At 40.1% G+C, this 26,297-nt stretch carries 34 protein-coding genes; 30 read left to right on the top strand and 4 right to left on the bottom strand.

Annotated elements, in window-relative coordinates:
- Positions 1 to 23: 23 nt before the first annotated feature.
- The 24 genes from DWY07_RS03885 to DWY07_RS13165 all read left to right on the top strand — a co-directional run bounded on the left by DWY07_RS03885 (position 24) and on the right by DWY07_RS13165 (position 18,268).
- The gene (locus DWY07_RS03885; protein WP_181983874.1) at positions 24 to 791 is read left to right on the top strand and encodes a YdcF family protein; all 768 of its coding nucleotides are present in this window, start codon (positions 24 to 26) and stop codon (positions 789 to 791) included.
- Positions 792 to 983: 192 nt separating this feature from the next.
- The gene (locus DWY07_RS03880; RefSeq protein WP_242996095.1) at positions 984 to 1,739 is read left to right on the top strand and encodes a response regulator transcription factor; all 756 of its coding nucleotides are present in this window, start codon (positions 984 to 986) and stop codon (positions 1,737 to 1,739) included.
- A 21-nt stretch (positions 1,740 to 1,760) separates the two neighbouring features.
- Positions 1,761 to 3,344, top strand: a complete 1,584-nt coding sequence (locus tag DWY07_RS03875; protein ID WP_117822237.1) for a HAMP domain-containing sensor histidine kinase — start codon at positions 1,761 to 1,763, stop codon at positions 3,342 to 3,344.
- A gap of 33 nt (positions 3,345 to 3,377) precedes the next feature.
- Positions 3,378 to 4,937, top strand: coding sequence for an AMP-binding protein (locus tag DWY07_RS03870; protein WP_117822236.1), 1,560 nt, complete (start codon positions 3,378 to 3,380; stop codon positions 4,935 to 4,937).
- 17 nt (positions 4,938 to 4,954) lie between these two features.
- Entirely contained in the window at positions 4,955 to 5,182 is a 228-nt protein-coding gene (locus DWY07_RS03865) for an acyl carrier protein (protein WP_021943190.1), read from the top strand.
- Between the two features lie 116 nt (positions 5,183 to 5,298).
- Positions 5,299 to 6,888, top strand: coding sequence for an MBOAT family O-acyltransferase (locus DWY07_RS03860; protein WP_117822235.1), 1,590 nt, complete (start codon positions 5,299 to 5,301; stop codon positions 6,886 to 6,888).
- 17 nt (positions 6,889 to 6,905) lie between these two features.
- Positions 6,906 to 8,042 carry an SGNH/GDSL hydrolase family protein gene (locus DWY07_RS03855; protein WP_242996097.1) on the top strand — a complete coding sequence of 379 codons (1,137 nt, stop codon included), beginning with the start codon at positions 6,906 to 6,908 and terminating at the stop codon, positions 8,040 to 8,042.
- A gap of 324 nt (positions 8,043 to 8,366) precedes the next feature.
- The gene (locus tag DWY07_RS03850) at positions 8,367 to 9,353 is read left to right on the top strand and encodes a 2-hydroxyacid dehydrogenase (protein WP_117822234.1); all 987 of its coding nucleotides are present in this window, start codon (positions 8,367 to 8,369) and stop codon (positions 9,351 to 9,353) included.
- 14 nt (positions 9,354 to 9,367) lie between these two features.
- Positions 9,368 to 10,117, top strand: a complete 750-nt coding sequence (gene truA, locus DWY07_RS03845; RefSeq protein WP_117808270.1) for a tRNA pseudouridine(38-40) synthase TruA — start codon at positions 9,368 to 9,370, stop codon at positions 10,115 to 10,117.
- Between the two features lie 19 nt (positions 10,118 to 10,136).
- The gene (locus tag DWY07_RS03840) at positions 10,137 to 10,838 is read left to right on the top strand and encodes an AzlC family ABC transporter permease (protein ID WP_008402167.1); all 702 of its coding nucleotides are present in this window, start codon (positions 10,137 to 10,139) and stop codon (positions 10,836 to 10,838) included.
- A 2-nt stretch (positions 10,839 to 10,840) separates the two neighbouring features.
- Positions 10,841 to 11,149, top strand: a complete 309-nt coding sequence (locus tag DWY07_RS03835; RefSeq protein ID WP_117808272.1) for an AzlD domain-containing protein — start codon at positions 10,841 to 10,843, stop codon at positions 11,147 to 11,149.
- Positions 11,150 to 11,281: 132 nt separating this feature from the next.
- The gene (locus DWY07_RS13570) at positions 11,282 to 11,443 is read left to right on the top strand and encodes a helix-turn-helix transcriptional regulator (RefSeq protein ID WP_334299232.1); all 162 of its coding nucleotides are present in this window, start codon (positions 11,282 to 11,284) and stop codon (positions 11,441 to 11,443) included.
- The gene (locus DWY07_RS03830; protein ID WP_347465154.1) at positions 11,382 to 11,762 is read left to right on the top strand and encodes a hypothetical protein; all 381 of its coding nucleotides are present in this window, start codon (positions 11,382 to 11,384) and stop codon (positions 11,760 to 11,762) included. Before DWY07_RS13570 ends, DWY07_RS03830 begins: the two co-directional genes overlap by 62 nt.
- A gap of 647 nt (positions 11,763 to 12,409) precedes the next feature.
- Positions 12,410 to 12,715 carry a DUF6442 family protein gene (locus tag DWY07_RS03820; protein ID WP_147340238.1) on the top strand — a complete coding sequence of 102 codons (306 nt, stop codon included), beginning with the start codon at positions 12,410 to 12,412 and terminating at the stop codon, positions 12,713 to 12,715.
- A 2-nt stretch (positions 12,716 to 12,717) separates the two neighbouring features.
- Positions 12,718 to 12,924, top strand: coding sequence for a helix-turn-helix transcriptional regulator (locus DWY07_RS03815; protein ID WP_117808274.1), 207 nt, complete (start codon positions 12,718 to 12,720; stop codon positions 12,922 to 12,924).
- Between the two features lie 81 nt (positions 12,925 to 13,005).
- Positions 13,006 to 13,431, top strand: a complete 426-nt coding sequence (locus DWY07_RS03810; protein ID WP_117822233.1) for an N-acetyltransferase — start codon at positions 13,006 to 13,008, stop codon at positions 13,429 to 13,431.
- Positions 13,432 to 13,468: 37 nt separating this feature from the next.
- Positions 13,469 to 13,747: a PPC domain-containing DNA-binding protein gene (locus DWY07_RS03805; RefSeq protein ID WP_330584435.1), complete on the top strand. Its 279-nt coding sequence runs from the start codon at positions 13,469 to 13,471 to the stop codon at positions 13,745 to 13,747.
- 62 nt (positions 13,748 to 13,809) lie between these two features.
- On the top strand, positions 13,810 to 14,190 hold the full coding sequence (locus DWY07_RS03800) for a VOC family protein (RefSeq protein WP_008402179.1): 381 nt from the start codon (positions 13,810 to 13,812) through the stop codon (positions 14,188 to 14,190).
- 166 nt (positions 14,191 to 14,356) lie between these two features.
- Complete coding sequence (locus DWY07_RS03795; RefSeq protein WP_117822232.1) at positions 14,357 to 14,959, top strand: Type 1 glutamine amidotransferase-like domain-containing protein; 603 nt, start codon at positions 14,357 to 14,359, stop codon at positions 14,957 to 14,959.
- A 60-nt stretch (positions 14,960 to 15,019) separates the two neighbouring features.
- A complete protein-coding gene (locus DWY07_RS03790) occupies positions 15,020 to 15,583 on the top strand; it encodes a GNAT family N-acetyltransferase (protein ID WP_015534086.1) in 564 nt (187 codons plus the stop codon).
- A 130-nt stretch (positions 15,584 to 15,713) separates the two neighbouring features.
- Positions 15,714 to 16,649 (top strand): hypothetical protein, encoded by a 936-nt coding sequence (locus tag DWY07_RS03785; protein ID WP_117822231.1) that lies wholly within the window; start codon positions 15,714 to 15,716, stop codon positions 16,647 to 16,649.
- Between the two features lie 203 nt (positions 16,650 to 16,852).
- Positions 16,853 to 17,257 carry a hypothetical protein gene (locus tag DWY07_RS03780; protein WP_015534085.1) on the top strand — a complete coding sequence of 135 codons (405 nt, stop codon included), beginning with the start codon at positions 16,853 to 16,855 and terminating at the stop codon, positions 17,255 to 17,257.
- A gap of 487 nt (positions 17,258 to 17,744) precedes the next feature.
- Entirely contained in the window at positions 17,745 to 18,125 is a 381-nt protein-coding gene (locus DWY07_RS03775) for a TnpV protein (protein ID WP_117822230.1), read from the top strand.
- Positions 18,122 to 18,268: a hypothetical protein gene (locus tag DWY07_RS13165; RefSeq protein WP_173826188.1), complete on the top strand. Its 147-nt coding sequence runs from the start codon at positions 18,122 to 18,124 to the stop codon at positions 18,266 to 18,268. Before DWY07_RS03775 ends, DWY07_RS13165 begins: the two co-directional genes overlap by 4 nt.
- Before the next feature lie 109 nt (positions 18,269 to 18,377).
- On the opposite strand, the gene DWY07_RS03770 is transcribed toward DWY07_RS13165, so the two are convergent.
- From DWY07_RS03770 to DWY07_RS03760, 3 genes are all read right to left on the bottom strand, one after another.
- Complete coding sequence (locus DWY07_RS03770) at positions 18,378 to 19,463, bottom strand: SdpI family protein (protein WP_181983873.1); 1,086 nt, start codon at positions 19,461 to 19,463, stop codon at positions 18,378 to 18,380.
- Positions 19,456 to 19,731 carry an autorepressor SdpR family transcription factor gene (locus tag DWY07_RS03765; RefSeq protein WP_117822228.1) on the bottom strand — a complete coding sequence of 92 codons (276 nt, stop codon included), beginning with the start codon at positions 19,729 to 19,731 and terminating at the stop codon, positions 19,456 to 19,458. Before DWY07_RS03765 ends, DWY07_RS03770 begins: the two co-directional genes overlap by 8 nt.
- Positions 19,732 to 19,916: 185 nt before the next feature.
- A complete protein-coding gene (locus DWY07_RS03760) occupies positions 19,917 to 21,338 on the bottom strand; it encodes a MobA/MobL family protein (RefSeq protein ID WP_117822227.1) in 1,422 nt (473 codons plus the stop codon).
- On the opposite strand from DWY07_RS03760, the gene DWY07_RS13160 reads away from it, so the two are divergent.
- Entirely contained in the window at positions 21,327 to 21,497 is a 171-nt protein-coding gene (locus tag DWY07_RS13160) for a hypothetical protein (protein WP_178264973.1), read from the top strand. The two genes, DWY07_RS03760 and DWY07_RS13160, sit on opposite strands and share 12 nt — an antisense overlap.
- A 98-nt stretch (positions 21,498 to 21,595) precedes the next feature.
- On the opposite strand, the gene DWY07_RS03755 is transcribed toward DWY07_RS13160, so the two are convergent.
- Positions 21,596 to 21,811: a helix-turn-helix domain-containing protein gene (locus DWY07_RS03755; protein ID WP_117822226.1), complete on the bottom strand. Its 216-nt coding sequence runs from the start codon at positions 21,809 to 21,811 to the stop codon at positions 21,596 to 21,598.
- Positions 21,812 to 21,994: 183 nt separating this feature from the next.
- Between DWY07_RS03755 and DWY07_RS03750 the strand changes: the two genes are divergently transcribed.
- From DWY07_RS03750 to DWY07_RS03730, 5 genes are all read left to right on the top strand, one after another.
- Entirely contained in the window at positions 21,995 to 22,660 is a 666-nt protein-coding gene (locus DWY07_RS03750) for a helix-turn-helix transcriptional regulator (RefSeq protein ID WP_117822225.1), read from the top strand.
- Between the two features lie 109 nt (positions 22,661 to 22,769).
- The gene (locus tag DWY07_RS03745) at positions 22,770 to 24,068 is read left to right on the top strand and encodes a tyrosine-type recombinase/integrase (RefSeq protein ID WP_117822224.1); all 1,299 of its coding nucleotides are present in this window, start codon (positions 22,770 to 22,772) and stop codon (positions 24,066 to 24,068) included.
- A 143-nt stretch (positions 24,069 to 24,211) separates the two neighbouring features.
- Positions 24,212 to 24,505, top strand: a complete 294-nt coding sequence (locus DWY07_RS03740; RefSeq protein ID WP_004853536.1) for a hypothetical protein — start codon at positions 24,212 to 24,214, stop codon at positions 24,503 to 24,505.
- 43 nt (positions 24,506 to 24,548) lie between these two features.
- Positions 24,549 to 25,172 (top strand): class I SAM-dependent methyltransferase, encoded by a 624-nt coding sequence (locus tag DWY07_RS03735; protein WP_117551380.1) that lies wholly within the window; start codon positions 24,549 to 24,551, stop codon positions 25,170 to 25,172.
- A 33-nt stretch (positions 25,173 to 25,205) separates the two neighbouring features.
- Complete coding sequence (locus DWY07_RS03730) at positions 25,206 to 26,255, top strand: S66 peptidase family protein (protein WP_117822223.1); 1,050 nt, start codon at positions 25,206 to 25,208, stop codon at positions 26,253 to 26,255.
- The last annotated feature ends 42 nt before the right edge of the window (positions 26,256 to 26,297 follow it).

Below are 26,297 nucleotides of genomic sequence, written 5' to 3'. Positions count from 1 at the left end.
AGACGGGAGGTATGCAGGGAAAATTGAAGAAATTATGGCTTAGAATAGTATTATTCATAGCAGGATTTGCAGGAGTATTCATATTTCTGTATCCATTTGTTACGAAGGGGATTAAAAACATAGGAAATCTTACGGGAGTTGTTCTTGGCATCTGCCTGATCTTATATGCGGCATGGTTCCACAGAGTGAATCGCTGGGTGAAAAAATGGATGACCCGGACTGCCGGAAAAGTAATATGCGGGATCGTTTTGCTGATTGTATTAGTTGCAGTTGGATTTGCGGCAGCAGGTACGATATGCATGATACGGGCATCGAAGAGCACTCCGAAGGATGAAACGGTTATGATCGTGCTTGGCTGTGGTGTAAATGGCGACCGCCCAAGCCTAATGCTGACGGAACGCTTAGATGCGGCATATGATTATCTGAACACACATGAAGAGGTTGTGTGTATTCTGTCCGGTGGACAGGGAAAAGGTGAGAATATCAGCGAAGCGGAATGCATGTACCGGTATCTGACAGAAAAAGGCATTGCGCAGGACCGTTTATATAAGGAAGACCGGTCAACCTCGACCAGAGAGAATCTTCTATATTCAAAGAAGATCATAGAGGAGAAGAATCTGGATCCGCAGGTTATTATCGTAACAAATGAATTTCATGAATACCGTGCATCTGTTATTGCAGAACATACAGGTATAAAACCATCGGCGGTGTGCGGGAAAACAGCGTGGTGGTTATTGCCAACTTATTATCTGAGGGAGCTTTACGGAATCGTCTTTGAATGGATTTTTTAGATAGCTTAAACAAAAAACTTAAGAATCTTAAAAATTTAGATACAAAAAGGATGTAATTTTCTGGTATAATCTGACTTAACAAATCTTAACAACACCTGACGCATACTTGAATTATAGATGCAAATGCTATAATGTTGGGGTGGTTATTGAAAGTTAAAATCAAGGCATATTAGAAAAAGAGAGGATATGGTTATGATTTTAGAAAATAACAAAACAATAGATGGAGAGAAGCAAAAGGGATTGCTGTCCGAACAGGAAGCGAAAATTCTGATCGTAGATGATGAAAAGGATATTCGGAAGCTTGTAGGTATTTACCTGAAAAAGCAGGGATATAAAACACTGGAAGCAGAGAATGGACAGATGGCGATCAATGTTATGAAAGAACATTCGGATATTGATCTGGTTATTATGGATATTATGATGCCTGGAATGTCGGGAACCGAAAGCTGTGCGGCTATCCGGGAATTCTCATCGGTTCCGGTGCTGTTCTTAACAGCCAAGACACAGGAGCCGGACAAAAATGAGGCATATGATATTGGTGGAGATGATTTCTTAAGCAAGCCTTTTGAACAGGGTGAGCTGATCCGGAAGGTGAAAGCACTGATCCGACGTTATAATGTTTATAAAGGAAGAGAAGATAATGCGGATGGAATACTTCGTGTCGGAACAATATCGATCGATCCATACAAGCGTGTGGTAACGAAAGAAGACGAAGTCATCCATCTGACGGATAAAGAATTTGCACTGCTGTTTTTTCTTGTGAAGAATCGTGGTAGATCCTGGAATCTGGATGAACTATATGAGAATATCTGGCAGGAAAAATATCTTCCTTCATCGTCCAATACGGTCATGGTGCATGTGCTCAGGCTTCGACAGAAGATCGAGGAGAATCCGGCACAGCCTGAGATCATAAGAACGATTTATGGAAAAGGATATCAGGTGGATTAAAGCCTGAAAAGGTCAGACGGAATGAAAGACAGAGAAACGAGACAAAAGAATAGACGGGAAAAAAGAACAGACGAGAAGCTTACTTTAAATACGAAGCTGGTTCTGGTTATTGCAGGAAGTCTGTTACTTGCAGTCGGTTTGTTCTTCGTCTGGCTGAAAACTACAGTATATATAATTGACAAAAAGTATCTGGACGAGACAGCCACAGCCCGGCGAACAGACGAGAAGATCGACCGCTTTTCCGATTATGTCAGGGATAATAAGGTAAAATCAACAGATATGAATGCTATTCTCAGATGGCAGCAGGAAGAGGGAAGTGTATATCTTCTTGTATATCAGAATGAGAATGTAATATATGATTCAACAAAACAGAAAAGACGTACCGCGATGGAGCGTTTTTTTAATAAGATAACAAATGGAAACAAGAAGGGCAGAAAGCTTGCAGAGTCTGAAGAAGACAAGAAGCAGATGCTGAATAATATTAAAAACAAACGGCTGGTTGAGATTTACAGGAAGAAAAAAGAATATAAGAGACAGACAGAAAAGACAAATGAAAATGTTGGCAATGATATAGCATCTTCTGAGTCAGAATATAAAGAAACAAATCCGGTCGATACTTCAGATGTAGAAGAATTAGCATCTCAGTATGGAAATTATGCATTTTATTCTGTGCGGTTCGAGGATGGTCTGTATGATGTCTGTATCGTGGATTACTCAGAGAAAAGAGTTTACTATTTCTGGATGACAATTGGTTTTCTGGTGTGCTCGTTTATCTTTATGATGTTTGTTATGATCTATAACGGTCGTGTGGTAAAGCGTGTAAGACGTTTGACACGGGAGGTATCCAGAATCAAAAAGAACGATATCAATGCAGCTATCACAAAATCCGGAAATGATGAGATCTATGTGCTGGCGGATAATATTGACAGTATGAGAAATTCGATCATTCAGCAGATGAGCAAAGAAAAAGAAGCCTGGCAGGCGAACCGGGATCTTGTCACAGCAATGGCACATGATATCCGGACACCGCTTACGGTATTGAATGGGTATCTGGATCTTCTGGAAACAAGTGAATTTGATTCGGAAGAAGAGTATAAGCAGTACGTTGATATCTGCGTGGATAAGGCAGGGCAGTTAAAAGATCTGTCAGATAAGCTGTTCCGTTACTTCTTCGTATATTCCGGACATACGGATGAACTGAAGATGGAAAAGTTTCCGGCAAAAGAATTTTTCCAACAGATGATCGGTGAATATATGTGTCTGTTAGAAGAAAAAGGAATTACATTCCAGATTAAGACGGAGGATAATTCACCGAAGATACAGATTGATGCCCCATATCTGAAACGGTTGTTTGATAATATATTTACGAATATAAGAAAATATTCGGATTACAGCAAACCGGTAGATATTAAGTACAGTACATCGGATACGAAGGTAACATTGGTGATCAGTAATCATATAAGCAAAAACAGAAATGAAGCAGAAAGCACAAGGATAGGAATTAAGACCTGTGAGAAAATTGCACAGGAAATGAACATAGACTTTTCAGTAAAAGAGAAGAAAGGGCAATATACAGTAACACTTGTATTTGCAATCGTGGAATAAAGGAGGTCCGGACAGGTTCCGGTAAAGAAAGATATGAAGAATGTACTTGAATTTATTGAAGGCTCAGTAGCTAAATATCCAGACAAATTAGCAGTTGCCGATGTTAACGGAGGACTCACTTATAAAGAACTGGAGAAAGCTGCAAAACAGGTTGGAGCATGGTTATATCAGGGACTTGGCGGATGCAAGAATCGTCCGGTTGTTGTACTTCTTGATAAGGAGCCGAAGAGTGTGGCAGCATTCATGGGTGCTGTATATAGCGGAAACTTTTATGTGGTCATAGATGCGGAGATGCCGGTTGACAGAGTGAATAAGATCTTAAAGGCATTGAAACCGGAGGCTGCCATAACCGATAATAAGCATCTCGATAAAGCAAAAGAACTGCATGTTGAAACAGAGGACGGCAAGGGCTATGCACCAAAGATTTTCAATCTGGATGAGATGGATCAGGAAGCAGACCAGAGTTGTCTGTCAAAGGTAAGAGCCAATATGATCGATACGGATCCGGTGTATGCATTATTTACTTCCGGTTCGACAGGTGTTCCAAAGGGTGCGGTTATATCACATGCAAATATTCTTTCTTATATTACATGGTATACAGAAGCCTTTGATATCAACGAGACAACAATATTTGGAAATCAGACCCCATTTTATTTTAGTATGTCTGTTTCAGATTTATATAGCACATTGAAAAATGGCGCAACATTGTATATAATACCAAAAGCATATTTTTCATTCCCAATTAAGCTCATGGAATTCCTGAATGAGAAAAAGGTTAATACGATCTACTGGGTTCCATCGGCGCTTTCAATCATTGCAAATTATAAGATGTTCCAGTATGCTAAGCTTCCGGATCTGAAAAAAGTGTTATTTGCAGGCGAGGTTATGCCGACAAGACCATTGAATTACTGGATCGAGAATCTGCCGGATGCCATGTATGCAAACCTGTTTGGCCCGACAGAGACAACCGATATTTGTACCTACTATGTGGTAAACAGAAAGTTTCGTGACGATGAGCCACTTCCAATGGGAAATGCATGTAACAACTGTGATGTATTTGTACTTGGAGAAGATGGCAAGGTGGTTTCGCCGGAGATCAATCCGGAGACAGGCTTCAGTGCAGAAGGTGAATTATATGCCAGAGGTTCCTTTGTCGCTCTTGGATATTATGGAAATGAAGAAAAGACAAAAGAAGCCTTTGTCCAGAATCCGTTAAACCCGAATTATCCGGAACTGATCTACAAGACAGGTGATCTTGTAAAATATAATAAATATGGCGAACTGGTCTATATATCAAGAAAAGATTATCAGATCAAACATATGGGTTACCGTATCGAGCTCGGCGAGATCGAAGCGGCTGCCGGTGCAATCGAAGGTATCCGAAGCTATGCATGTATCTACGATGATGCAGAGGATAAGATCGTATTTATATATGAAGGTAAGAAACTGGATGATGCATTCCTGCTTGGGGAATTCAAGAAAAAAGTTCCACATTATATGGAACCGAACCAGTTTGTAAGAGTGAAGAGTATGCCACACAATCAAAATGGAAAAATTGATCGTAAGTGGTTGAAAAATAACTATAAATTATAAGAAATGAGGAAAAAGAAATGGATGAATTATTAGAGATTTTAAACGAAGTAAAACCAGGTGTTGATTTTGAAAATGATACAGACCTGATCGGCCATGGCGTCTTAGATTCCATCACAATGGTAACACTTGTTATGGAATTAAATGATGCATTTGATATCGAGATCACACCTGTAGATATCGTTCCAGAGAACTTCAAAACAGTTCAGACGATCTATGATATGATCCAGAGACTCAGTGATGATTAATTAGTTTACAGACTGAGGAAAAAAGAAATACTGGGAATAAACCGGACGGTCTTTTGTAATACATACAGAAAATGGCTGCCCGGTAGATTTTCGGTATCAGTGATAGGGAGAAAAAAATGTCTTATACATCTATAGCTTATTTGGGATTTATATTGATGGGATCCTTCTTTTTCTACTCGATCGTGCCATTAAAGCACAAATGGAAGGTTCTGCTGATATTCAGTTATCTGTTCTATTTTATTAATTCCGGAAAATATATTGTATTTATATTGTTTAGTACCTTGTCGATTTATTTTGGCGGTCTGCTGCTGAATAAGATTGATGATGGCTTCAGTATGGCAAAGAAAGCCTTGCCAAAGGAAAATAAAAAGGAATTCAAGTCGATCATCGGATGGCAGAAAAAATGTGTCTGTGTATCTATTGTATTATTAAATCTTGGTATTCTTGTATATCTGAAATATTCCGTATTCTTCGGACAGGTGTTCTGTGATATATTAAGTATTTTCCATATTAAGATATCCAATCCAATGCAGAATATGATGCTGCCGCTTGGTATCTCGTTCTACACCTTATCGGCGATCAGCTACATTGTAGATGTATACCGTGGTAAATACAAAGCCTCCGATAATCTTGGAAAGGTTGCTTTGTTCCTGGTATTCTTCCCACATATCGTGGAAGGCCCGATCGGACGTTTTGATCTGCTGGGAGATCAGGTATATGAAGGACATCCGTTTGATTATAAAAATGCAACGATGGGACTTCAGCTTGTGTTCTGGGGCCTGTTTAAGAAGATTGTAATTGCTGACCGTGCAAATATGTATGTAAATCAGATTTTTAATTTCCATGATCAGTATGATGGACTGTATGTCATCATAGGAATGCTGTTGTACACCTTACAGTTGTATGCAGAGTTCTCCGGTTGTATGGATATCGTCCGCGGTAGTGCGCAGATGTTTGGCATCGAGATGTCAGAAAACTTTGCAAGACCGTTTATATCAAAGACAGTCAGCGAGTTCTGGAGAAGATGGCACATGACACTTGGTGCATGGTTTAAGGATTATGTATTCTATACCATCTCTCTATCCAAGGCATTTATGAAGCTGAGCAAGAAGACAAGAGAGAAGTTCAATGCGTTCTTTGCAACCCTGATCCCGACCTCTATTGCCATGCTTGCAGTATGGTTTGGAACCGGTATCTGGCATGGAGCAAGCTGGAAGTATGTCATGTACGGTATTTATTACTGTCTGATCATGATCCTCGGACTTTTGACAGAACCATTATTCAGAAAATTATTTGAAAAAATGCATGTGAACCGCGAAGGTAAGATCTATAAGGCTCTTCAGGTTGTGAGAACCTTTATCTTTGTTAATATCGGTATGCTGATGTTCCGTGCAGATGATCTGAAGATCTTCGGACAGATGTTTATATCGATGTTCCGGAATCTGTCATGGGATCCGATCCGTTATGGTGAATTGTTTGATGTCCGGATTGGTATGAGTGATTTCCTGTTACTGCTTTTTGGAGCAATTGTGTTGCTGTTGGTTGGCTTGTATCAGGAACAGGGACGTCATATCAGAGAAGATATTGCAACAAAGAATATTGTATTCCGTTGGGTATTATATTATGGACTGATCTTTTCCGTGATCATCCTTGGAGCATATGGAAGCGGATATGAAGTCGCAGGCTTTATATACGCACAATTTTAGGATAGATGGTGAACGATATGAAAAAAGACAAAACAAAAAATATAATAAAATGTATCCTGTTTTTCATCATTTTCTGTGTACTGATGGGAGTTCTGTCGGTTGTGTTCTATCCGAAGACCAGTGACCCGGAAGGTGGTTTGTCAAATCCGAATGCCAGAGGCTTCTATGGAGAACCGAGAAATTCGCTGGATGTTGTTGTCATGGGAAACAGTAACGCATACAGTGCCTACTCTCCAATGATGATGTGGAAGAACTATGGAATTCCAACCTATGTTGCGGCGGAGGGAGCGCAGAATATTGCAGAGACAGTCAATGTCCTTCAGGAAGTACTGACCTGCCAGAAACCGAAGCTGGTTGTTTTGGATGTGGATCTGTTGTGGCAAGGTAAGACACAGGTATCCAGAGTAGAGGGAAATGTCAAATCCCTGATCTATAAATATATTCCGATCATGAAGTATCATGACAGGTGGAAAACACTGGCACTTAAGGACAGCTTTAAGAAAAAATCATATACTTATCGTTCCAGTACAAGAGGTCAGTATCTGAGCAGAACGGTTATGGCTTATACAGGTGAAGATAAGATGGTAGAGACAAAGGATATTGAACCGGTACCGAAGTCTTCCAGAATTTTTCTTAAGATGTTCCTGGATATCTGCAAAGAAAACAATGTTGAAGTTATGTTTGTTGAGATGCCGACAGCAAGCTCATGGAATTATAAAAAACATAATGGTATGACACAGTATGCGAAGAAATTAGGAATCCCATTCCTTGATCTGAATACGGTAAAGGGCAAAAATAAGATCAACTGGGGAACAGATACCAGAGATGGCGGAAAACATCTGAACTGTTACGGTGCAAGAAAAGTAACAAGAGAGATAGGAAAATATATTTCAAAACATTATTCATTTGAAAATAAGAAAAAAGACTCCCGGTATACTGACTGGAATAAACAGTATAAGGTATACAAAAAGTATATGAAGAATCCTGCAACTGTTATTACGGTAGATGAGAATGGCGAACAGACTCAGACAACCGTTGAGGCTGAAAAAATAAATAAACAATCGGCCGGAAAAAAGGATAAAAAGAAGGACAAAAAGAAAACGAAAAAAAGCAGTGACAAGAAAATTACGACAACTACAAAAAACAATAAGTAATAAATAATATGAACAGGAATGATCAGAAGGATTGAAAGAATCAGAAGACAATTCCTGTGAGAAAAGAGATTGTTTTGTATCGGTAAAAGATACAGGATGATCTCTTTTTATCTGTAAAGAGTGTTGGGTGATGAGAAACGATTTGTAATAGATAATTTTATTTGTGTAAATACATGGATGTTGTGATAAAATGGCAATGAAATGTAAATAATAGTTGCAGAAATATAGAATTATACAGGCATACCGAAAAATAAGCGAAAATATGGCAGTATACGATGCTTTTACAGATGTCTGGCAGCAGGATATGATAGGAGGATATGGAATATGAAGATTTTATTTTATGATACGAAGAAATATGACAGAGATTCATTTGAAAAGATATTACCGGAATATTCAGATCTGGAGGTAGAGTTTTTAGAAGCAGACCTTTCGCCGAGAACAGCAGCTCTTGCAAAAGGATATGATGCGATCTGTGCATTTGTAAGTTCCGATGTCAGTGAAAAAGTAGTTGAGTGTCTGGCTGAAAATGGTGTAAAATTAGTGTTAATGCGCTGTGCCGGATTCAATAATGTAGATCTGGATGCAGCAAACCGTTGTGGTATCACGGTGCTCCGTGTTCCGGGTTATTCACCGGAGGCGGTTGCAGAGCATGCGATGGCATTGGCACTTGCGGTTACCAGAAGAATCCATAAGAGCTATATCAAGGTTCGTGAGAATAATTTCAGTCTGGTAGGTCTTACAGGTATGAACTTCTATGGCAAGACCGCGGGTATCATCGGAACCGGTAAGATCGGAGCGGCTATGTGCCGGATTTGTCATGGATTTGGTATGAAGGTTCAGGCATATGATATGTACCGGAATCCATCCCTGGATTTTGTAGAGTATGTGGATCTGGATACGCTGTTATCGACCAGTGATCTGATCTCCCTTCACTGTCCGCTGACAGATGATTCGTACCATATGATCTGCACAGAGACGATCAATAAGATGAAGGATAATGTGATCCTTGTAAATACATCGAGAGGCGCCCTGATCAAGACGGAGGATCTGATCACGGGAAATCGAAATAAGAAATTCTTCGGTATCGGTCTGGATGTGTATGAGGAAGAAACAAATAATGTATTTGAGAATCGTGAGGATGATATTCTGGAATCCTCGATCACGGCAAGACTGCTGTCATTCCCGAATGTCATCGTAACCTCCCATCAGGGCTTCCTGACGGAAGAAGCACTGGAAGCAATCAGCCGTACCACACTGGACAATGCGAGAGATTATGAGAATGGCACGATCAAGGATATAAACGCCGTGTAGAAAAGGAAACGATTATGCAGAATTACAGATTTCTGATCGCCTATGATGGAACGAGATATCATGGGTGGGAACATAAAAAAGACGTTGTGACCGTACAGGGAAAGATCGAATCAGTGCTTTCCCTGATGGCAGGCGAAGAAGTACGGATCAACGGAGCGGGAAGAACCGATGCAGGTGTGCATGCAAGGGCAATGGTCGCAAGCGGCCCGGTTCCGACAGATAAGACACCGGAGGAGATCCGAGATTATATGAATCATTATCTGCCGGATGATATCTGCATTTTGGAGGTTACTCCGGCAGCAGAACGGTTTCATGCAAGATTTAATGCAAAGGGCAAGCACTACCGTTACACGATCTATTGTGGCAGGCTGAAGCCGGTATTTGACCGGAAATACGTCTGGACTCTGGATGAGGGTGAGACGATCGACTGTGAACGGATGCGAAAGGCAGCAGCTTATCTGGTCGGTGAACATGATTTCAAGAGCTTCTGTGGCAATAAGCAGATGAAGAAATCGACGGTTCGGAAGTTATTTGCGATCGATATTAAGGAAGATGGCGATTATGTGATTCTTGATTTCCACGGAGCCGGATTCTTACAGAATATGGTTCGTATCCTGACCGGTACTCTGGTAGAGGTCGGGGCAGGCAGAATGGAACCGGCATACATGGAAGAGGTGCTTACAGGCCGGTGCAGACAGCTCGCAGGGCCGACCGCACCACCACAGGGCTTGTGCCTGATGCAGGTTGATTATGAAAAAAAGTAATATGGAGTAAGTAGTACAAATGAATGAATTTAAAAATGGGCTGAAGGATGGAATCCCGATCGCCCTGGGGTATTTTGCAGTTAGTTTTAGTTTTGGTATTCTTGCGATCAAAGGCGGACTCAGTGTCTTTCAGGCAGTTCTTACCAGCGTTACAAATGTTACAAGTGCCGGTCAGTTTGCCGGACTTCAGATCATCATTGCCGGGGGAACGATCCTTGAGGTGATCCTTACCCAGCTTATTATCAATCTGAGATATGGTCTGATGAGTCTTTCACTTACGCAGAAGTTAGCTGACGATGTAGGCATCTGGAAGCGTCTGATCATCGCATTTGCAAATACAGATGAGATCTTTGCAGTTGCAATGGGATATTTCAAAGAAGTGACCTTTCCGTATATGTTAGGACTTCAGATCCTTCCGATCCTTGGCTGGGGCGGTGGTACATTTGCCGGAGCAGTAGCCAGCGGGCTGCTTCCAAAGTCTGTGTGCAGCGCACTCAGTCTTGCACTTTATGGCATGTTCGTGGCAATCGTTGTTCCGGTTGCCAAGAAGTCAAAATCTGTGTTATTTGTGGTATGCGTTGCAGCTTTGTTCAGTATCCTTTTATATTATGTTCCGATATTCCACTTTATCTCGACCGGAATATCGATCGTTATATGTACAGTAGCGGCAGCAGCAATCGGTGCGATCGTTGCACCGGTTAAGAAAAAAGGAGAAGAATAGAGATGAGTATATATACATATATTATCGCAATGGCGGTTGTCACATATCTGATCCGTGCAGTGCCATTGGTGTTATTCAGAAAAAAGATAGAGAATCGGTTTTTAAGTTCGTTTTTATACTATGTGCCATATGCCTGCCTGACGGCACTTACCCTTCCGGCGATTTTCTACAGTACGGAAAGTGTTATCAGTGCGATTGCAGGATTTGTCGTAGCGGTTATCCTTGGTATCCGTGAAAAAGGGCTGGTAGTTGTAGCGGCTGCCGCCTGTGTGACAGTGTTTGTAGTGGAGAGAATATTGGCGTTTTTATAGGGGGTTGTGAATCCGAAAAGTGAGGACAAAGAACTTGCTATATCGCCGACCTGGAATGTAAAAGACTTTTGACACGCTAAAAACCTTGATGTCAATGTCCTTTGATAGCGAAAATATGACTTTTTGATTAGTATGAGTATACCAGGAGGTGAAGAGATGGAACTCGGAAAACAAATAAAAAAACATCGTCAGGAAGTACAATTATCCCAAGAGAAGTTAGCCGATCGAGTTTATGTTTCAAGACAAACAATCTCAAATTGGGAAAATGAACCGCTATGGAAAAATCTACACTAAAATGCTGATTGTCACTGCAGTTTCGGCAGTTCCGCTATTTATGTGGCTTGGCGTTTGGGCATTCATCCCTTGGGGAATCATTTGGGCACTCTCTATGTACTTTGCCTTTCAGGTTGAAAAGGTAAAAAAAGATAATGATGTTCAAACCTATAAAGAAATTGTTGCATTTTCTGAGGGGAAACTATTGGATGATATACAAAAGCAGAGAGAAATAGGTAAACGCCCATATCAGAAGATTTTTTTAGTTATAGGTAGTGCACTGATAACATTTGTTGTTTGCGTATTAATCGGATTTCTGATGCATATTTTTATGAACTAATAGTGGTAGACCGTAAACTTCCGGTTTAGAGAGAACGTAGAAATGATTCGATTTTGTCCAAAGGATGAGATACAAAATACAATATACGAATAAATAAAGATGATTGGTTTTATGATAAGACTGGTCGTCTTTATTTTTTCGGAGTTTGATATGCAACTATAAGGAATTAAAACTTAGTGAAAAAGTGCAGTAAGTTTTAAGTTGTAGGAGTATGCTCCATGTATGACTGTTGAAGATGCGATTAATTATTTGATGTTAAGCGTGCTACAGTGAGTGAGCATATTTCCAATATTCTTTCTTCAGGAGAATTAGATGAGACTTCTGTCGGTTTTTCCAATAAAAGTTCTGGAGGAAGAAAACCCAAGATATATAATCTTAACATGATACTTTCAGTAGGATATCGTGTTAATTCAAATTTTTAGCTGGAAATAATGCACTTTATAAAAAGGGACAGAAAAGGATAAGTGATGGTGCATTGGTAGCGATAACATTGATGATTGCTGAGTCTAATCCAGAGGAAAAAATATCATGGTAGACTTGATAAAGTCTACCTTTTATTGCAAATAAAACTTGACAAAAACTTGACAAGTGTACTTGGCAATGTTATGCTTTTGTTGCAAATAAAACTTGGCAAAGGAGATTGGATTATGGAAAGAAAAGAAATTTTAAAAAGAGCACAGGATGAAAAATTGGATGAAAGAGAACTTCAAGTAAAAGATAAGTCTATGATGTGGTCATATATTGTTATGGTGATTATGGCATCTGTATTTTCCTTTATTCGATCAGAACAAGGTTTACCTATGATGGACTTATGTGCAACTGTTAGTGGTTCGGTGTGTGCAGCAATGACATATCGATTTATTAAAACACGGAATAAAGAACATTTGGTTATATCAGTTATTATGTTTGCAACAGCGATTATGGCAATTGTTAGATTTTGCATGGGGCATTAATTATGAATGATTCACTTGAATTGAAAAATAATATTAAAGAAGCTCGAACTGAAAAAAAATTATCACAGGCTGCATTGGCTGATTTGGTAGGTGTATCTCGTAATACAATTAGTTCGATTGAGACGGGACAATTTAACCCTACTGCAAAGCTAGCATTATTATTGTGTTTTGCTTTGGAAAAGAAATTTGAAGATTTGTTTTATTTTTAGAAAAATTTTGTCAGATTATGAAATGGTTGTTTTTTTACAATAAAGAGAGCAACAACTTCAAGTTTATGGAGAGTCACTGTTATGATTAGAGAATTTCAAAGGGATGATATAAATAAAGTTGCAGATATATGGTTGGATACAAATATAAAGGCACATAATTTTATCTCCGCCGAATACTGGAAAAGCAATTTCAAATCAGTAAAAGAAGCACTGTCACAAGCAGAGGTTTATGTGTATGAGTATGATACAGAAATACAGGGTTTTATAGGGTTAAATGATGAATATGTTGAGGGCATTTTTGTTTCTGGTGAAATGCAATCGCAAGGCATAGGTAAAATTCTGCTGAATTATGCAAAAGATAAAAGGAATAAGTTGTTCTTGAACGTATACCAAAAGAACGCACGGGCAATATCCTTTTATAAGAGAGAAGGATTTGAGATTCAGCATAGTGGCTTAGATGAGGCTACCGGAGAAAAAGATTATGTAATGACATGGCAACACAAATAGAAATTCCAGAAGGGAGAAACAAAACAATGATTTTACAATCGGAGTATATAAGACAGATGAGAAGAAATATTACTCAAACAGTTTTAAAGGGTATTATGAAATTACATCACTGACAGGTACGATCAATACAATGGATGGAGAATATTATGCGCATCTTCATATGAGTGTCGGAAATGAGAAAGGTGAAGTGTTTGGAGGGCATCTGAACAGAGCTGTCGTGAGTGCAACCTGTGAGATGGTAATTACGGTCATTGATGGAAAAGTTGACAGAGTTTATGATGAAGAAACAGGGCTTAATGTATTTAAGTTTGATTAGATGCGTTCTTATGATATTATATTTCATGTATTCAAACAAAGTAGGAAAGAGGTAAATACACCATGAATTTGAAAAAAGTTCATCATATTGCCATTATTGGGAGCAACTATGAGCAATCAAAGCATTTTTATGTGGATCTATTAGGTTTTTCTATTATTCGAGAAAATTACAGACCAGAACGTGATGATTACAAAATTGATCTTCAACTCGATGAGATGGAATTAGAACTTTTTATTATTAAAAATTGTCCGAAGCGCCCCAGTTATCCAGAAGCTTACGGTCTCCGGCATCTTGCCTTTGCTGTAGACTCGGTCGATAATACCGTAAGAGAATTGAATAAAAGGGGCATCATAACTGAGCCGATTAGACTTGATATTTACACAGGTAAAAGAATGACATTCTTTTATGACCCTGACAATCTACCATTGGAAATTCACGAATAAAGTATTGCAGTTAAAAGATGTGCCCTGTTTTGGACTGTGATTTTATAACTTCAAGTTTGCAGAACTGACCCAAAAGAGCTCGAAGGAGCTCTTTTTGCTTTTTTATAATAGTATCATTATGGTATAATAGAGACATTAAAATCGGGATTTATAAAGGAGAATATTGATGAAACTATTTTTATGTTCGCACTTTTCAAGTGTAGGAAGTCTGATAAAGGAAGAAATTGAAAATAAAAAAGTCGCATTTATTCCAACAGCTTCGCTGCGTGAAGGCTACACCGGTTATGTCGGCTCGGCTCGAAAATTATTCAAAAAGTTGGGAGCAATCGTAACTGAAATTGATATTTCAACGGAGGCTTATTCAACGATACAGTCTGTTTTTGAAGATGCAGATGTGATATATTTTACCGGCGGAAATTCTTTCTTTCTTATGGACCAACTCCGTAAAACAAGAACTGATGGGTTGCTAAAAAAGGAATTGGCAAATGGAAAATTGATGATCGGCGAGTCGGCAGGCGCAATTATATGCGCTCCAAGCATCCAATATATCGAGCAAATGGATGAAAAGCCGGAGGACTACTCACAAGAAGATGATGCAGGGCTTGATTTGATTGATTTCTATGTTCTTCCGCATTATCTTACAGCACCATTTAAGAAAGTTACCGAGAAAATAATGACTGAGTTTTCGGATTTGAATCTATGCCCAATTAACAACCGTCAGGGAATTGTAATTGATGGTGAAGGTTCAAAGGTTATTTGCAAAGACTAATTTGAAAAATCCTTTTTGGAAACTGGAAAATCGGAATTTTCTTGATGGTGGAGGATGCGTATGGAACATAAGGGCACAATTAGAATAGAAACAGATAGATTAGTTCTTAAACGACATGTATTAGATGATGCAGAAATCATGTTTAAAAACTGGGTAACAGAAAAAGATGTAACAAAGTTTTTAAGTTGGCAACCGCATAAAAATGTCGACGAGACAAAGCAATTACTAATTGATTGGATAGAATCGTATGATAAGCAGGATTTCTATTTTTGGACAATTGAGTTAAAAGATTCGCATGAACTGGTTGGAGATATATCAGTAGTAAGTCTCGATGAGGCAACAGAAAGTGTGGAGCTCGGGTATGGTATTGGAAGCAGATGGTGGGGAAAAGGTATAACTGCAGAAGCAGGAAGGGCATTGGTAAAATTCTTTTTTGAAGAAGTAAAAGTCAAACGTGTATATGCAAAGCATGCTGCAGGTAATCCAAACTCAGGAAGTGTAATGCAGAAAATGGGAATGAAAAAAGAAGGAATAATTAGGCAGTCGGGAACCTGTAATCAAGGTATTGTGGATGAAGTTTATTATTCCATACTTAGAAATGAGTATTTTAGTAATGATAATTGATGAAAAAATCTAATTTAGCGACACACTCGAAAATTTCAGTTTGTAGGGAACAAATCAGACAATTTTATAATAAAACAGCGTTAGAGCATTTATGTGTGAGAGAAAAATCAAGTGTAGGAGAATACATGACATGAAATATACGAATAAGCATATAAAAGAAGAATACAAATTCAATCAAATGTGGCGGACGATCGGAATGATTCTCTTATTGATAGGAATATTTTTGGTGGCATTTGGATTGATTCAGACAAAGAGAAAGATGGATTGTGTTCGACCATTTGAACAGGTATTACAGGAAGAAGCCAATCCTGCGAATCAGACAGCATATATTGATATTATCCAGGTACCGGAGAAACTGGCAGAAAATAAATATGAAGGATATTACCTTGTAACAACGGCAGAGGAAAGCTATATTGTAGGGATGCAATCGGAACAGTTTGCAGATTTGAAGCAGAGAGTTGAAGAGAATGGTACGGCAAGAGTGGAAGGCATGACGAAAGTTGTGACTGACGAGAACGTAAAAAAAATAATAAGTGAGTATATCAATTACAAATTTATTTATATATGTATGACGAAGCTTACCTATGGAAAAATACTCAAGGAAGGATATTTTGTGAATCTGGATATCGGAGGCATCTTAATATTGATTGGAATTTCGATGGTATTAACCCAGGTGCGTGCGATTAAAAAATACAGACATCCATTGGCAGAGCAGATTGACGAAGAATGTAATCAGCCGGAAGCTCTCTGGTTTAATGATTTTAGGATATATTTGACAAAGAACTTTCTTGTATCTGTATATGGTGGAAAGCTGACTGCACTGGATCTGGCAAAGGTACGATTGACAAGACTGTTTGAAACAGTGAAGGGAAGCATGAACGTTATCACTTTGGAGGTAACGACAACAGAACAGGAGAAAATAACTGTCAGCGAGAATGAATGGTCATTTTTTACAATGAATGAAGAAGAGATTACTTATCTGACAGATGTATTCGGTAAAAGAAATATTGAATTTGTTTGTGAGATTCAACCAGATGAAGAAATCGATGAAGACGAAGAGTTTTGAAACGGAAATATTCAAAGGATGGAATTGGGATATTGCATACAATATAATAAAAAAGGTACAGATTTGAGTGAAGAAGATGTGGCTTTACATTTAAATGGGATGATTATAAAGAATTTAAGAAACTTTTAGATAAAGAATATAAAGATTATTTAAGTGTATAACCAGTATTATGAGCAAATTATATGAAGGGACAGATTTGATATATGGGTTTATTTAATAAAATGAAAAATTTTTTTTCGGGCTTTAAGTATAAGCTGGACAGAGAGATTTTAAGGGAATATCTCCAGCATACAATTGATTTTGCTGTCGAGAATAAGTTGCCATTTTGTGATGAATTTTATATTGCCGACAGTCTTGATGCAAAGGATAGATTACATGTCACTATCCTAAATTATGATGTACCGGGAGATGCTGTTTATGAGATTGAGAAGAGTTTTGAGGGAATAGTTATTTTTGCAAATCATGAGAAATGTTATGATCCGGAAAATGATCATAAGTATATTGATGCGGAAGATTTTATAAGCCAAGAGCTTTGCACGTTGCCAGAAGAGTTTTTTGTAGCCATGGATATCGCACCGACTATGCTTGAACAGTATATGATAAAATGAGCATTAGAAGACCGATGGTGTGGAGATTGTTTTGTTCACATAAAATGGAAAAGGTAGGATGGATTGTCGTGATTGTTATCGTGACTATCTTATATTAATTGGAGTAAAAAAGAAATTGAGGGGATATAAGTATCATACGGAAAAATAACTATATTATTTTGAAGAAAAGTACATAGTTTATCCCATTTCTAATATGATTTAATTATGTTACACGTTGATAAATCGGAATTTGAATTTCTATAAATTATGACCTCTTAACAGAGGTTATAGGTTATCAATAAAATCCTCCAAAAGCCTTGGAAATAAAGGATTTTTCGCTGTGTGCTCGCCTTATCCCTTTATACGATTTCACTATTGTTTATGCTTCCCTCGTGACCTCATAAGGGAAAAATCAAGGGAAGAAAAAACTCGTAACACAATATAACAAAATGTGGTAATCAGGAAACTGTGACATATGTGCGAATATATTATACTGGAGGATTTTATAATGGACAAGTACATTTACGATAACAGCAACGGCTTATGGTATGAATTACAGGGAGATTATTACATCCCCTGTTTGGTATTACCTGCCGAAAAAGAAGAAAGGCATATCGGAGTATGGGGACAGCGGCATTTGCGGTATATCCGTGAGCATAGAAAAGTGTTCTACATCAAGCTGTTGACAAGCGGCAAACTGCAATCCCACCTTGCCGATGTTGAAGAACAGGCACAGGAACTGTTTGACCATCTTATGAAACAACGGGCAGAGCGTGAGGGCATTACCGAAAAACTGAAAGCAGACAACCAAATGGAATGGGTTGGCAGAATGAGCAATCTGCGGTCTGCGGTTACGGAAACTGTCAATGCCGAGGTGATCTTCGTATGAGAAAACGGAAGTATTACCTTTACCTCACAGCAGAGGAGCGGCGGTATATCTTCAATGCTTTGCTTGCTTTCCGCAACAGACTGATAGCACAAGGCAGATATACGGATGCCGTTGACGAGGTTATGATAAAGTTCGCAAAATGAGACTGTAACGCCAAAATACACAAAATCGAGGGGTAAGGTACAAACACCTTACCCCTCTGTTTTTGCGGTCAGAAAATAGCTTGAAATATGGCTTTTCATCCCATTTTCGTTACTTGTCTACTTTCTCTAACATCGCATCATAAATTGCCTGTGTTTCTTTTGGATCGCTCATTCCAATGACAAGAGTTTTCTCGCCGGAAGTCAAGATAATATGCTCTTTAGCACCTGTATAGGAATATAAGGTGTATGATCCAAATTCATCATTTTGGAAAATGCCCATAGATAGTTTGGGAGAACCAAAACCGCTTGTTCGCACTCCTACATCTAAATTCTTACGGTATTCAATGGTCTCAATTTCGGAATAATCGATCTCCAGGTCTGTCCAATAGGTTGCATTGATCGTTAATGCTGTATCTTCGCACTTTACCTCGATGTTACCAGTAAACATTAAAAGAGCAACACCTAATAAAATGATGGGTACTATAACTGCGGTTATTCTAAGCGCAATTTTTTCCGCACCGCTTTTGGGCGCTTCAGCATATACAATTCCTTCCTTTTGATGCTGTTTGTAAATGAAATAAGAGTAAACTATAGGAATAATCGCCAAAGCAGCAATCACACATACTACAACCCATACCATCACTTTTAGAGGAAGAAAAATGGAGAGCAATAAAATAAGTCCTCCAACTACCCAGACCTTACCGCCAAATCTATGCGTTTTATTCCAATTCTCCTCGTTATTCAACGCCCAAGAAATCTTGATACCCAGCGTTCTGTTTTGTTTAACTTTGGGTAAGTAATTGCCTATAAAGATGAACATTACTCCGAGCATAGCCGGCATAAAAAATGCTAAATCAAATTCTTTGCCAAAAGCTGCACGATACATTATTCCGTTTGCGAAAAGGGATATAATCGGAAGAATCCAAAAAACCATTCCCAATGCTTTTTGATTTTGATCTTTTTGTTTTTTATCCAATGAAGTAAAAAGCAAACAAACAAAATGGAAAATCAAAAGTATGATAGGTGTACCAAAGACAGCAAAGACCTTTCCGCTTAATCCGTCCGCATTGCCGTCAGCTCCCCAATGGGTTGTAATAATGTCAGGCAAATCATTCCACATAATGATCCCGAATAAAGCCGGAAGTAAAATAATAATTGACGATATTATAACCTTAATCTTGTTCTTTTTAAGCATTATCATTATCCCCTTTCAAATCTGCAATCCATAGCATAGTTTCCTCCAAAACAGAGGTGTTGATTTCATAGAAAATGAACTTTCCTTCTCTTGTATCTCTGATTAAGTCAGCATCCTTCAACACCGATAGATGTCTTGAAATCGAAGGTGCTGTTACAGAGAAATGGTTGGTAATCTCTCCCGCAGACATTCGCCCCTTTTTCAGCATATTTAGTATTTCACGGCGAATTGGGTCAGCAAGAGCTTTTAATGTCTGTTGCAGTCCCATTTGACACCCTCCCTTAACATTTAACCAAATTGTTAATTATATTATACGCATAGAGACTATAATTGTCAATAGGTTCGCTAAGATTTTCATACAAATTGAAAGGGGCGGCTTTCTCTTTGCCGCCCGTAATATGTAATCCCGCAAGGCAGGGAAACTGCCCTGCGGTGTTGTTTTCGGTGTTAAAGCTATCTTTCTCTGTCGTGGGATCGATGCTTGGGTTTGGTCTGTCTGCCCTCTGCCTGCAACCGTCTTAGCTGGTCACGGACACTTTGCTTTTCTGGCGGTGCATACCGTTCTTTTTCGGCGGGTCTGCTTTTTTCTTTGACCTTGCGTTCCCATTCTGCAAGCTCTCGGTTGTAGTTATTAACTATGACTTCTGCCTTGCAGTAGGTTGCCATAAATGCTTGCACGTCGGGATAACCGTCATCTTTCAGAATATCGGGTATTGTTTCAAGCATAGCGGAGATTTTTTCTTCCCTCTGCTGTATCTGCGTTTCCAACGCCTTTCGCTCCTTGCCCTTGAATATACCCTTTGTTTCGGCAAGCTGTGCCTTTAACTTGGGTACTTCATCCTGCAAGCTGCGGATTTCTCTTGCCCTGTCCTGCACCCGTATCATCAGCTTCTGCATTGTGCGGAACTCTGCCATATCCATATTGAGTACCGGTTTGGGCGGTAGTGCCGTCTGCCTTATCAGGTTCTGCAAAAATTCCTTTGCCTTGCCCACAATACTGCGGAACAGATTTGGCAGCCATCCATTCGCTTTAATGGATTGACTTGCTTTTTGGTGGATCTCATCTTTCTTGATTTCCAGTATCTTGGCTTCTTCAATCCCTGATATGAGTGCCATATCCGCCGTTCTGTTCCATTCCTGCCTTGCGGCATTGTCTGCTTCAATTTCTGCGGCTTTGGGATTGTTCTTGCCAATCTTCTTGGTTGGCAGATAGATACTGTCGGGATTGAACACCTTTAGGTGCTGTTCGGGGTCTGAGATATGCCGATTGATAAGGGCGGTATAGATTTCCTTTACTTCCCGAAGAAAAGGGTCGCTTTTGAAGCGGTCATCCTTTACGGTGAAAAGGTGCTGTTCGTATATGCCGCCTTTGGGGATAACGGTACAGCCCTCACGGACTTTGCCGCTTTCATCGGTGATCTCTTTCTTGGTGCGTACCCGCTTGCCCGTTTCATCATAGAATACGCTTCGGGTGGCGATCTTTATATCCGGCTCGGCAAGTAGCCGCCTTTCACTGAATATAAGGTGGATGTGGTAATTGGTCTTTCTCTTGTTGTGGTGGAGTGCCGATACACATTCCACATTGTACCGTCTGCGAAATTCCTCTGTGAAATCTTCAAGTACCTGTTGCGGCTCATAGGTGGTGTAAACTTCGGGCAGGGCAATTATCAATTCCCTTGCTTCGATACACTTCCCCGGCGAGTTGCTTCGCTTAAATTCCTGCTGACATTCTTTTGCAAGGTTTCGCCAAAAGGAATTGTCTGCGGTGCGGTAAGTGGCATAGAGGTTTTCCTGTCTTGCATGGCTTGTAATATACGATATTCTTCCCTTGACATTATACAGCTTTGACATCTGAATAAAGCTGTGGCGTGTCATAAATCATCTCCGTTCTGTGTTGTAAAGGTGCGTTTTCATTTTGCAACCGACTTGTCGGTTGCGGCTGTTTTGGCGGCGGGTGCTGACGAGACAGCCAATGAAAATTGCGGCAGCAATTTTCTCTGTATCATAGCGGCGGTATATGCCGACAAGCTGTGATACAGGCTCCCTGCAAGGGCGAAATATCACTTGAACAAATCGTAGATTTGTGCGAGGGGTGTATTTCGCTCTCAAACGCCGAGGGCTTTGAGAACGGTTTACTCTACCTTACGGACATCATCCTGACACAGTAGGTTTCTGCCCTGATTGACGGTCATAAAACGCTCTAAGGTATCCCTGCGGATAATGGTTTTACGTCCGACCTTCAGAACAGGCAGCTTGCCCCAGTCCACCAACTTTCGCATTGTGTTTCTGCCGATGCCGCTGGTTTCTGCCGCTTCTTCGATTGTCATTCCCATTTTGATTGCGTTCATAGTGCTGTTCTCCTTTCTTAAATACTCAAAATGCAACTTTGGTATTATCATTATACTTATTTTGCCATCACTTGTCAACCTGTTTTGCAACCTTTTAAGGATTATTTTTAATATTTTTCGGAAATAGGGGTTGCAAATTGAGCTTGTTTGTGCTATACTGTACTCAAACAGGAGGTGAATACCTTGGAAGAAGAAACAATGTTTACCCCAAAACAAGTCGGGGAACGCATTAAAGAGCGTAGAATAGAACTCAAACTTTCTATGCCGGAACTTGGCAAGCGTATCGGCGTGAACAAGTCTACCATTCAAAGGTATGAAGCTGACGGCGTTGATCCGAAGCGAACAATGATTATCAACGGTCTTGCCGAAGCACTTCTTACCACTCCCGAATGGCTGACAGGTCTTTCTGATGATAAGGAATATGACAGCTATACACTCTGCCAAAAGGACATTGAGCAGCACATCAAGAAATATCTTGATACGGTGTCCTCTACCGTAAAGGGTGAGCCGCACCAACAGATGCTCACTACATTTCTCGGGAAGATAATTGATTTGTACTCTGTGCTTTGCCACTACTTTTCCGATGCTATGACAGAGGTTGACCGTGTGGCAAACGATGAAGGCTTGAAGCAATCGCTTATGCGATACGCTATCGAGTCGGGAGCGATTACCGAAAAGGTCTATCGCAACGAAATGGAATTACCTATCGAAGATATGAAACGATTTCTTGACGGGATTTTACATATCTACGATGAAGGTCGTACCGCTGTAAAGATGGGCGATCTCTTCGAGATAGTGACGGAAGCTGAAAAAAGGCTATCCGAAAAGAACAATTCCGTGGCACCTTGACAATTAAAAAAGCCGATTGAAACCAATCGGCAGAAGTGACACTATTTACTTTACGCACACCATATGTCACAGTTCCGATTGCCACGGATAGAAAGGAGAAATTTTATCTATGGCAAAAGGTTCTGTAAGAAAGAAAGGCAAAAAGTGGTACTACCGCTTCTATATCGAAGATGAAAGCGGAAACCGTGTGCAGAAGGAGTTTCCCGGCACTGAAAGCAAGGCTGAAACAGAAGCCCTTATGCGAAAGGCAATGGAAGACTACGAGGAAAAGAAATTCGTAGCCAAGTCCGAAAATGTTACGGTGGGAACGTTGCTGGATCAATGGGTGGAAGAAGAACTGAAGCCCGGCAATCTGAGCAATGGTACAGTAATGGCATATCAGGGTACGGTAAACCGTATCAAGCAGTACCCGATTGGGGAACGCAAGCTGAAAACTGTAACTGCTGACCATTTACAGGCATATATCGACTTCCTCAGTTTCGGTGGCACAAATCCCGATGGCACACAGGCAAAGGCTCTCAGCAAGGGGTATCTGCGATTGTTCTCGGCAGTCCTGCAAGGGGCGTTCCGTTTTGCGGTGTTCCCGAAAAGGCTGATTTCCTTTAACCCGATGCAGTATGTAGTGTGGAGGGGCAAAAAGGAAGAATACGAACTGTTCTCAGACGAGGACGGGAATGTGACTTCCGCCCCCACAATCAGCCATGAGCAGTATCTGAAGCTGGAGGACTTTCTGAAAAAGAAAGACAATCCGGCGTTGCTGCCCATTCAGATTGCCTACTACACGGGGCTTCGAATCGGCGAGGTTTGCGGCTTGACCTGGCAGGATATTAACCTTGAAGGTCAGTACCTTACAGTACGCCGCAGTATGCGCTACAACGGGGCAAGGCACAAGACGGAAATCGGAGCGACCAAGCGAAAGAAAATCCGTACTGTGGACTTCTGCGACACACTGGCAGAAATTCTTAGAACAGCCAAAGCCGAACAGCATAAAAACCGCTTCCGATACGGAGAGTTGTACAGCCTCAACTATTACAGTGAGGTCAAAGAAAAAGACCGTACTTATTACGAGGTTTACAGTCTGCCGAGAACGGAAGAAGTCCCGGAGGGATACAAGGAAATATCCTTTGTCTGCCTCAGACCGGACGGGGCGTTTGAATCGCCGAGTACGGTAGGGATTATGTGCAGGGCGGCAAGGAAAAAGGTCGATGGGTTGGAGGACTTCCATTTCCACCAGCTTCGTCACACATTCACAAGCAATCTGCTCTCAAATGGGGCTGCCCCAAAGGATGTGCAGGAGCTTCTCGGACACGCTGATGTCAGTACCACAATGAATATCTACGCTCACGCTACAAGGGAAGCGAAGCGTACTTCCGCAAGGCTGCTGGATAAGGTAGTCGGCGGCGAATAACAAAAAGTTTCCCTTGTTTTCGCTCATAAGGGCAAAAACAAGGGAAAATACATAAGGTTTGAGAATTACACAGGCGAAAAGCCTTGAAAATACAGAGTTTTCAGAGGGTTGAGTAGATAAATCGGAATTTGGAGGGGAATAACATGAATAGATTTGGTGTAAAGCTAATTCTTTCAATCGTTTCTTTTTTGGCAGTCAATATCTGGCTTATAGGTAAGGGTGTAGCAAAGGGCGCTGCTGACTTTTTCATATCTGCAACGGTTGAGGAAACAATACTATTTATCATTTTACAGCTATTAGTTGTACTGATATATTTTATATATCCTCTTACGGTAAAAAAATATAAAATCATTTACTGGTCTGTATCTGAAGCCTTAGTCATTATTACAGTTCTCTTTTGGGGAATATTTATTGTCGGTCCGATTTGGTTAAAATAAGCAAATTTGAAGTTGTATTATTGAATAAAATGGAGATTTTGATATGAAAGACAAGGCAAACAAGGGTTATTGGCAACGACTTGCAAAAATATATGCACCTTTGATGGAGTCAGATAAGAAGTTTTATAATGCAATCTGCGGATATATTAGAGATTATCTCAAATCTGATATGAATGTATTAGAATTAGCTTGTGGAACAGGGCAGCTATCTTTCCCATTGTCCGATTGTACTAATAGCTGGACGGCAACCGATTTTTCGGAAAATATGATTAAGCAAGCGAAAAAGAGAGGTACAACAGAAAAACTTAGTTTTTGCGTAGCCGATGCAACGGCACTTTCATATGAGAATGAAAATTTTGATTGTGTAGTAATTTCAAATGCACTGCACATTATGCCAGAGCCTGAAAAAGCAATGCAGGAAATTCGTAGAGTATTAAAAAAAGATGGTATTTTGTACGCACCAACCTTCTTATGGGCAGAGAAAAAATCAAGTGGTTTACGAAAGCGATTGATGTCTATTACAGGATTTAAAGCATACAAAGAATGGAACAAGGAAAATTTTTGTGAGTTTATTACGAATTATGGCTTTACAGTCGTCAAAGTGAATTTGGTGGATGGCGGTTTAGCTCCTGTTGGAGTTTTGATTGCGAAAAAAACTAATTATTAAATTCCAGTTTATGAGGATAAAAGGAGGAGAAAAATGAGATATCCGAAATTTTTAGAAAAAGGTGGAACGATTGGTTTTGTTGCGCCATCTTTTGGTTGTAATATAGAACCATATCGGACAGCATTTGGTCATGCACTTGATACATTCCATGCTAAGGGCTATCAGACGGAGCTTGGTCCGAATTGTTATGAAGGCTGTGGTATCGGTATCAGTAACACGCCGGAGAAATGCGGTCAGGAGATTAATGAAATGTACACATCAAAGAAAAATGATGTTCTGATATCCTGCGGCGGTGGAGAGCTGATGTGTGAGACTCTTGATCATATTGATTTTGAACGCTTAAAGAAAGCAGATCCGAAATGGTTTGTGGGATATTCGGATAATACGAATCTAACCTATCTGCTGACAACGATCTGTGATACAGCTTCTGTTTATGGCCCATGTGCGGCAGCGTTTGGCATGGAGCCGTGGCATGCATCGATAGAAGATACATTTGCGCTGCTTTGTGGTGAGAAGAAAAGCCTGCAGGGATATCGTGGATATGAGAAGGAATCCCTGAAGGATGAAGAACATCCGCTTGCACCGTATAATATCACTGAACAGAAGGAACTTCACCTGTATGAAACAGATGCGACGCATGGATCGACTGCTGTCGATGAAGTATTCATGGCAGGCAGACTGATCGGCGGATGTATGGATTGTCTGGTGAATCTGCTTGGAACGAAATTTGATAAAACAACAGATTTTCTGGAACACTATAAAGAGGATGGCTTCATCTGGTTCTTAGAAGCCTGTGATCTGAATGTGATGGCGATCCGCCGTGCTATGTGGCAGATGGAGCATGCGGGATGGTTCCGATATGTGAAGGGATTCCTGATCGGACGCCCGCTGGTGCATGGACAGGAGATGATGGGGCTTGACCAGTATCATGCGGTACTGGATATTATCGCCCACCACAATGTGCCGGTTATCATGGATGCCGATCTTGGACATATCGCACCGATGCTGCCATTGATCTCCGGCAGCTATGCAAGCATTACCGCCTCCGGAAACAACCTTGTGGTTGACATGAAACTGAAGTAGAATGCCCCCTTTGGGATAACGTTGTGTTGAGATTATCTGTTT

It is taken from the genome of Clostridium sp. AF23-6LB, assembly GCF_003461085.1.
Taxonomy (GTDB): Bacteria; Bacillota; Clostridia; order Lachnospirales; family Lachnospiraceae; genus Coprococcus; species Coprococcus ammoniilyticus.
The sequence above is the reverse complement of the archived record's forward strand: the minus strand, read 5'-3'. Positions and strand labels throughout refer to the sequence as shown.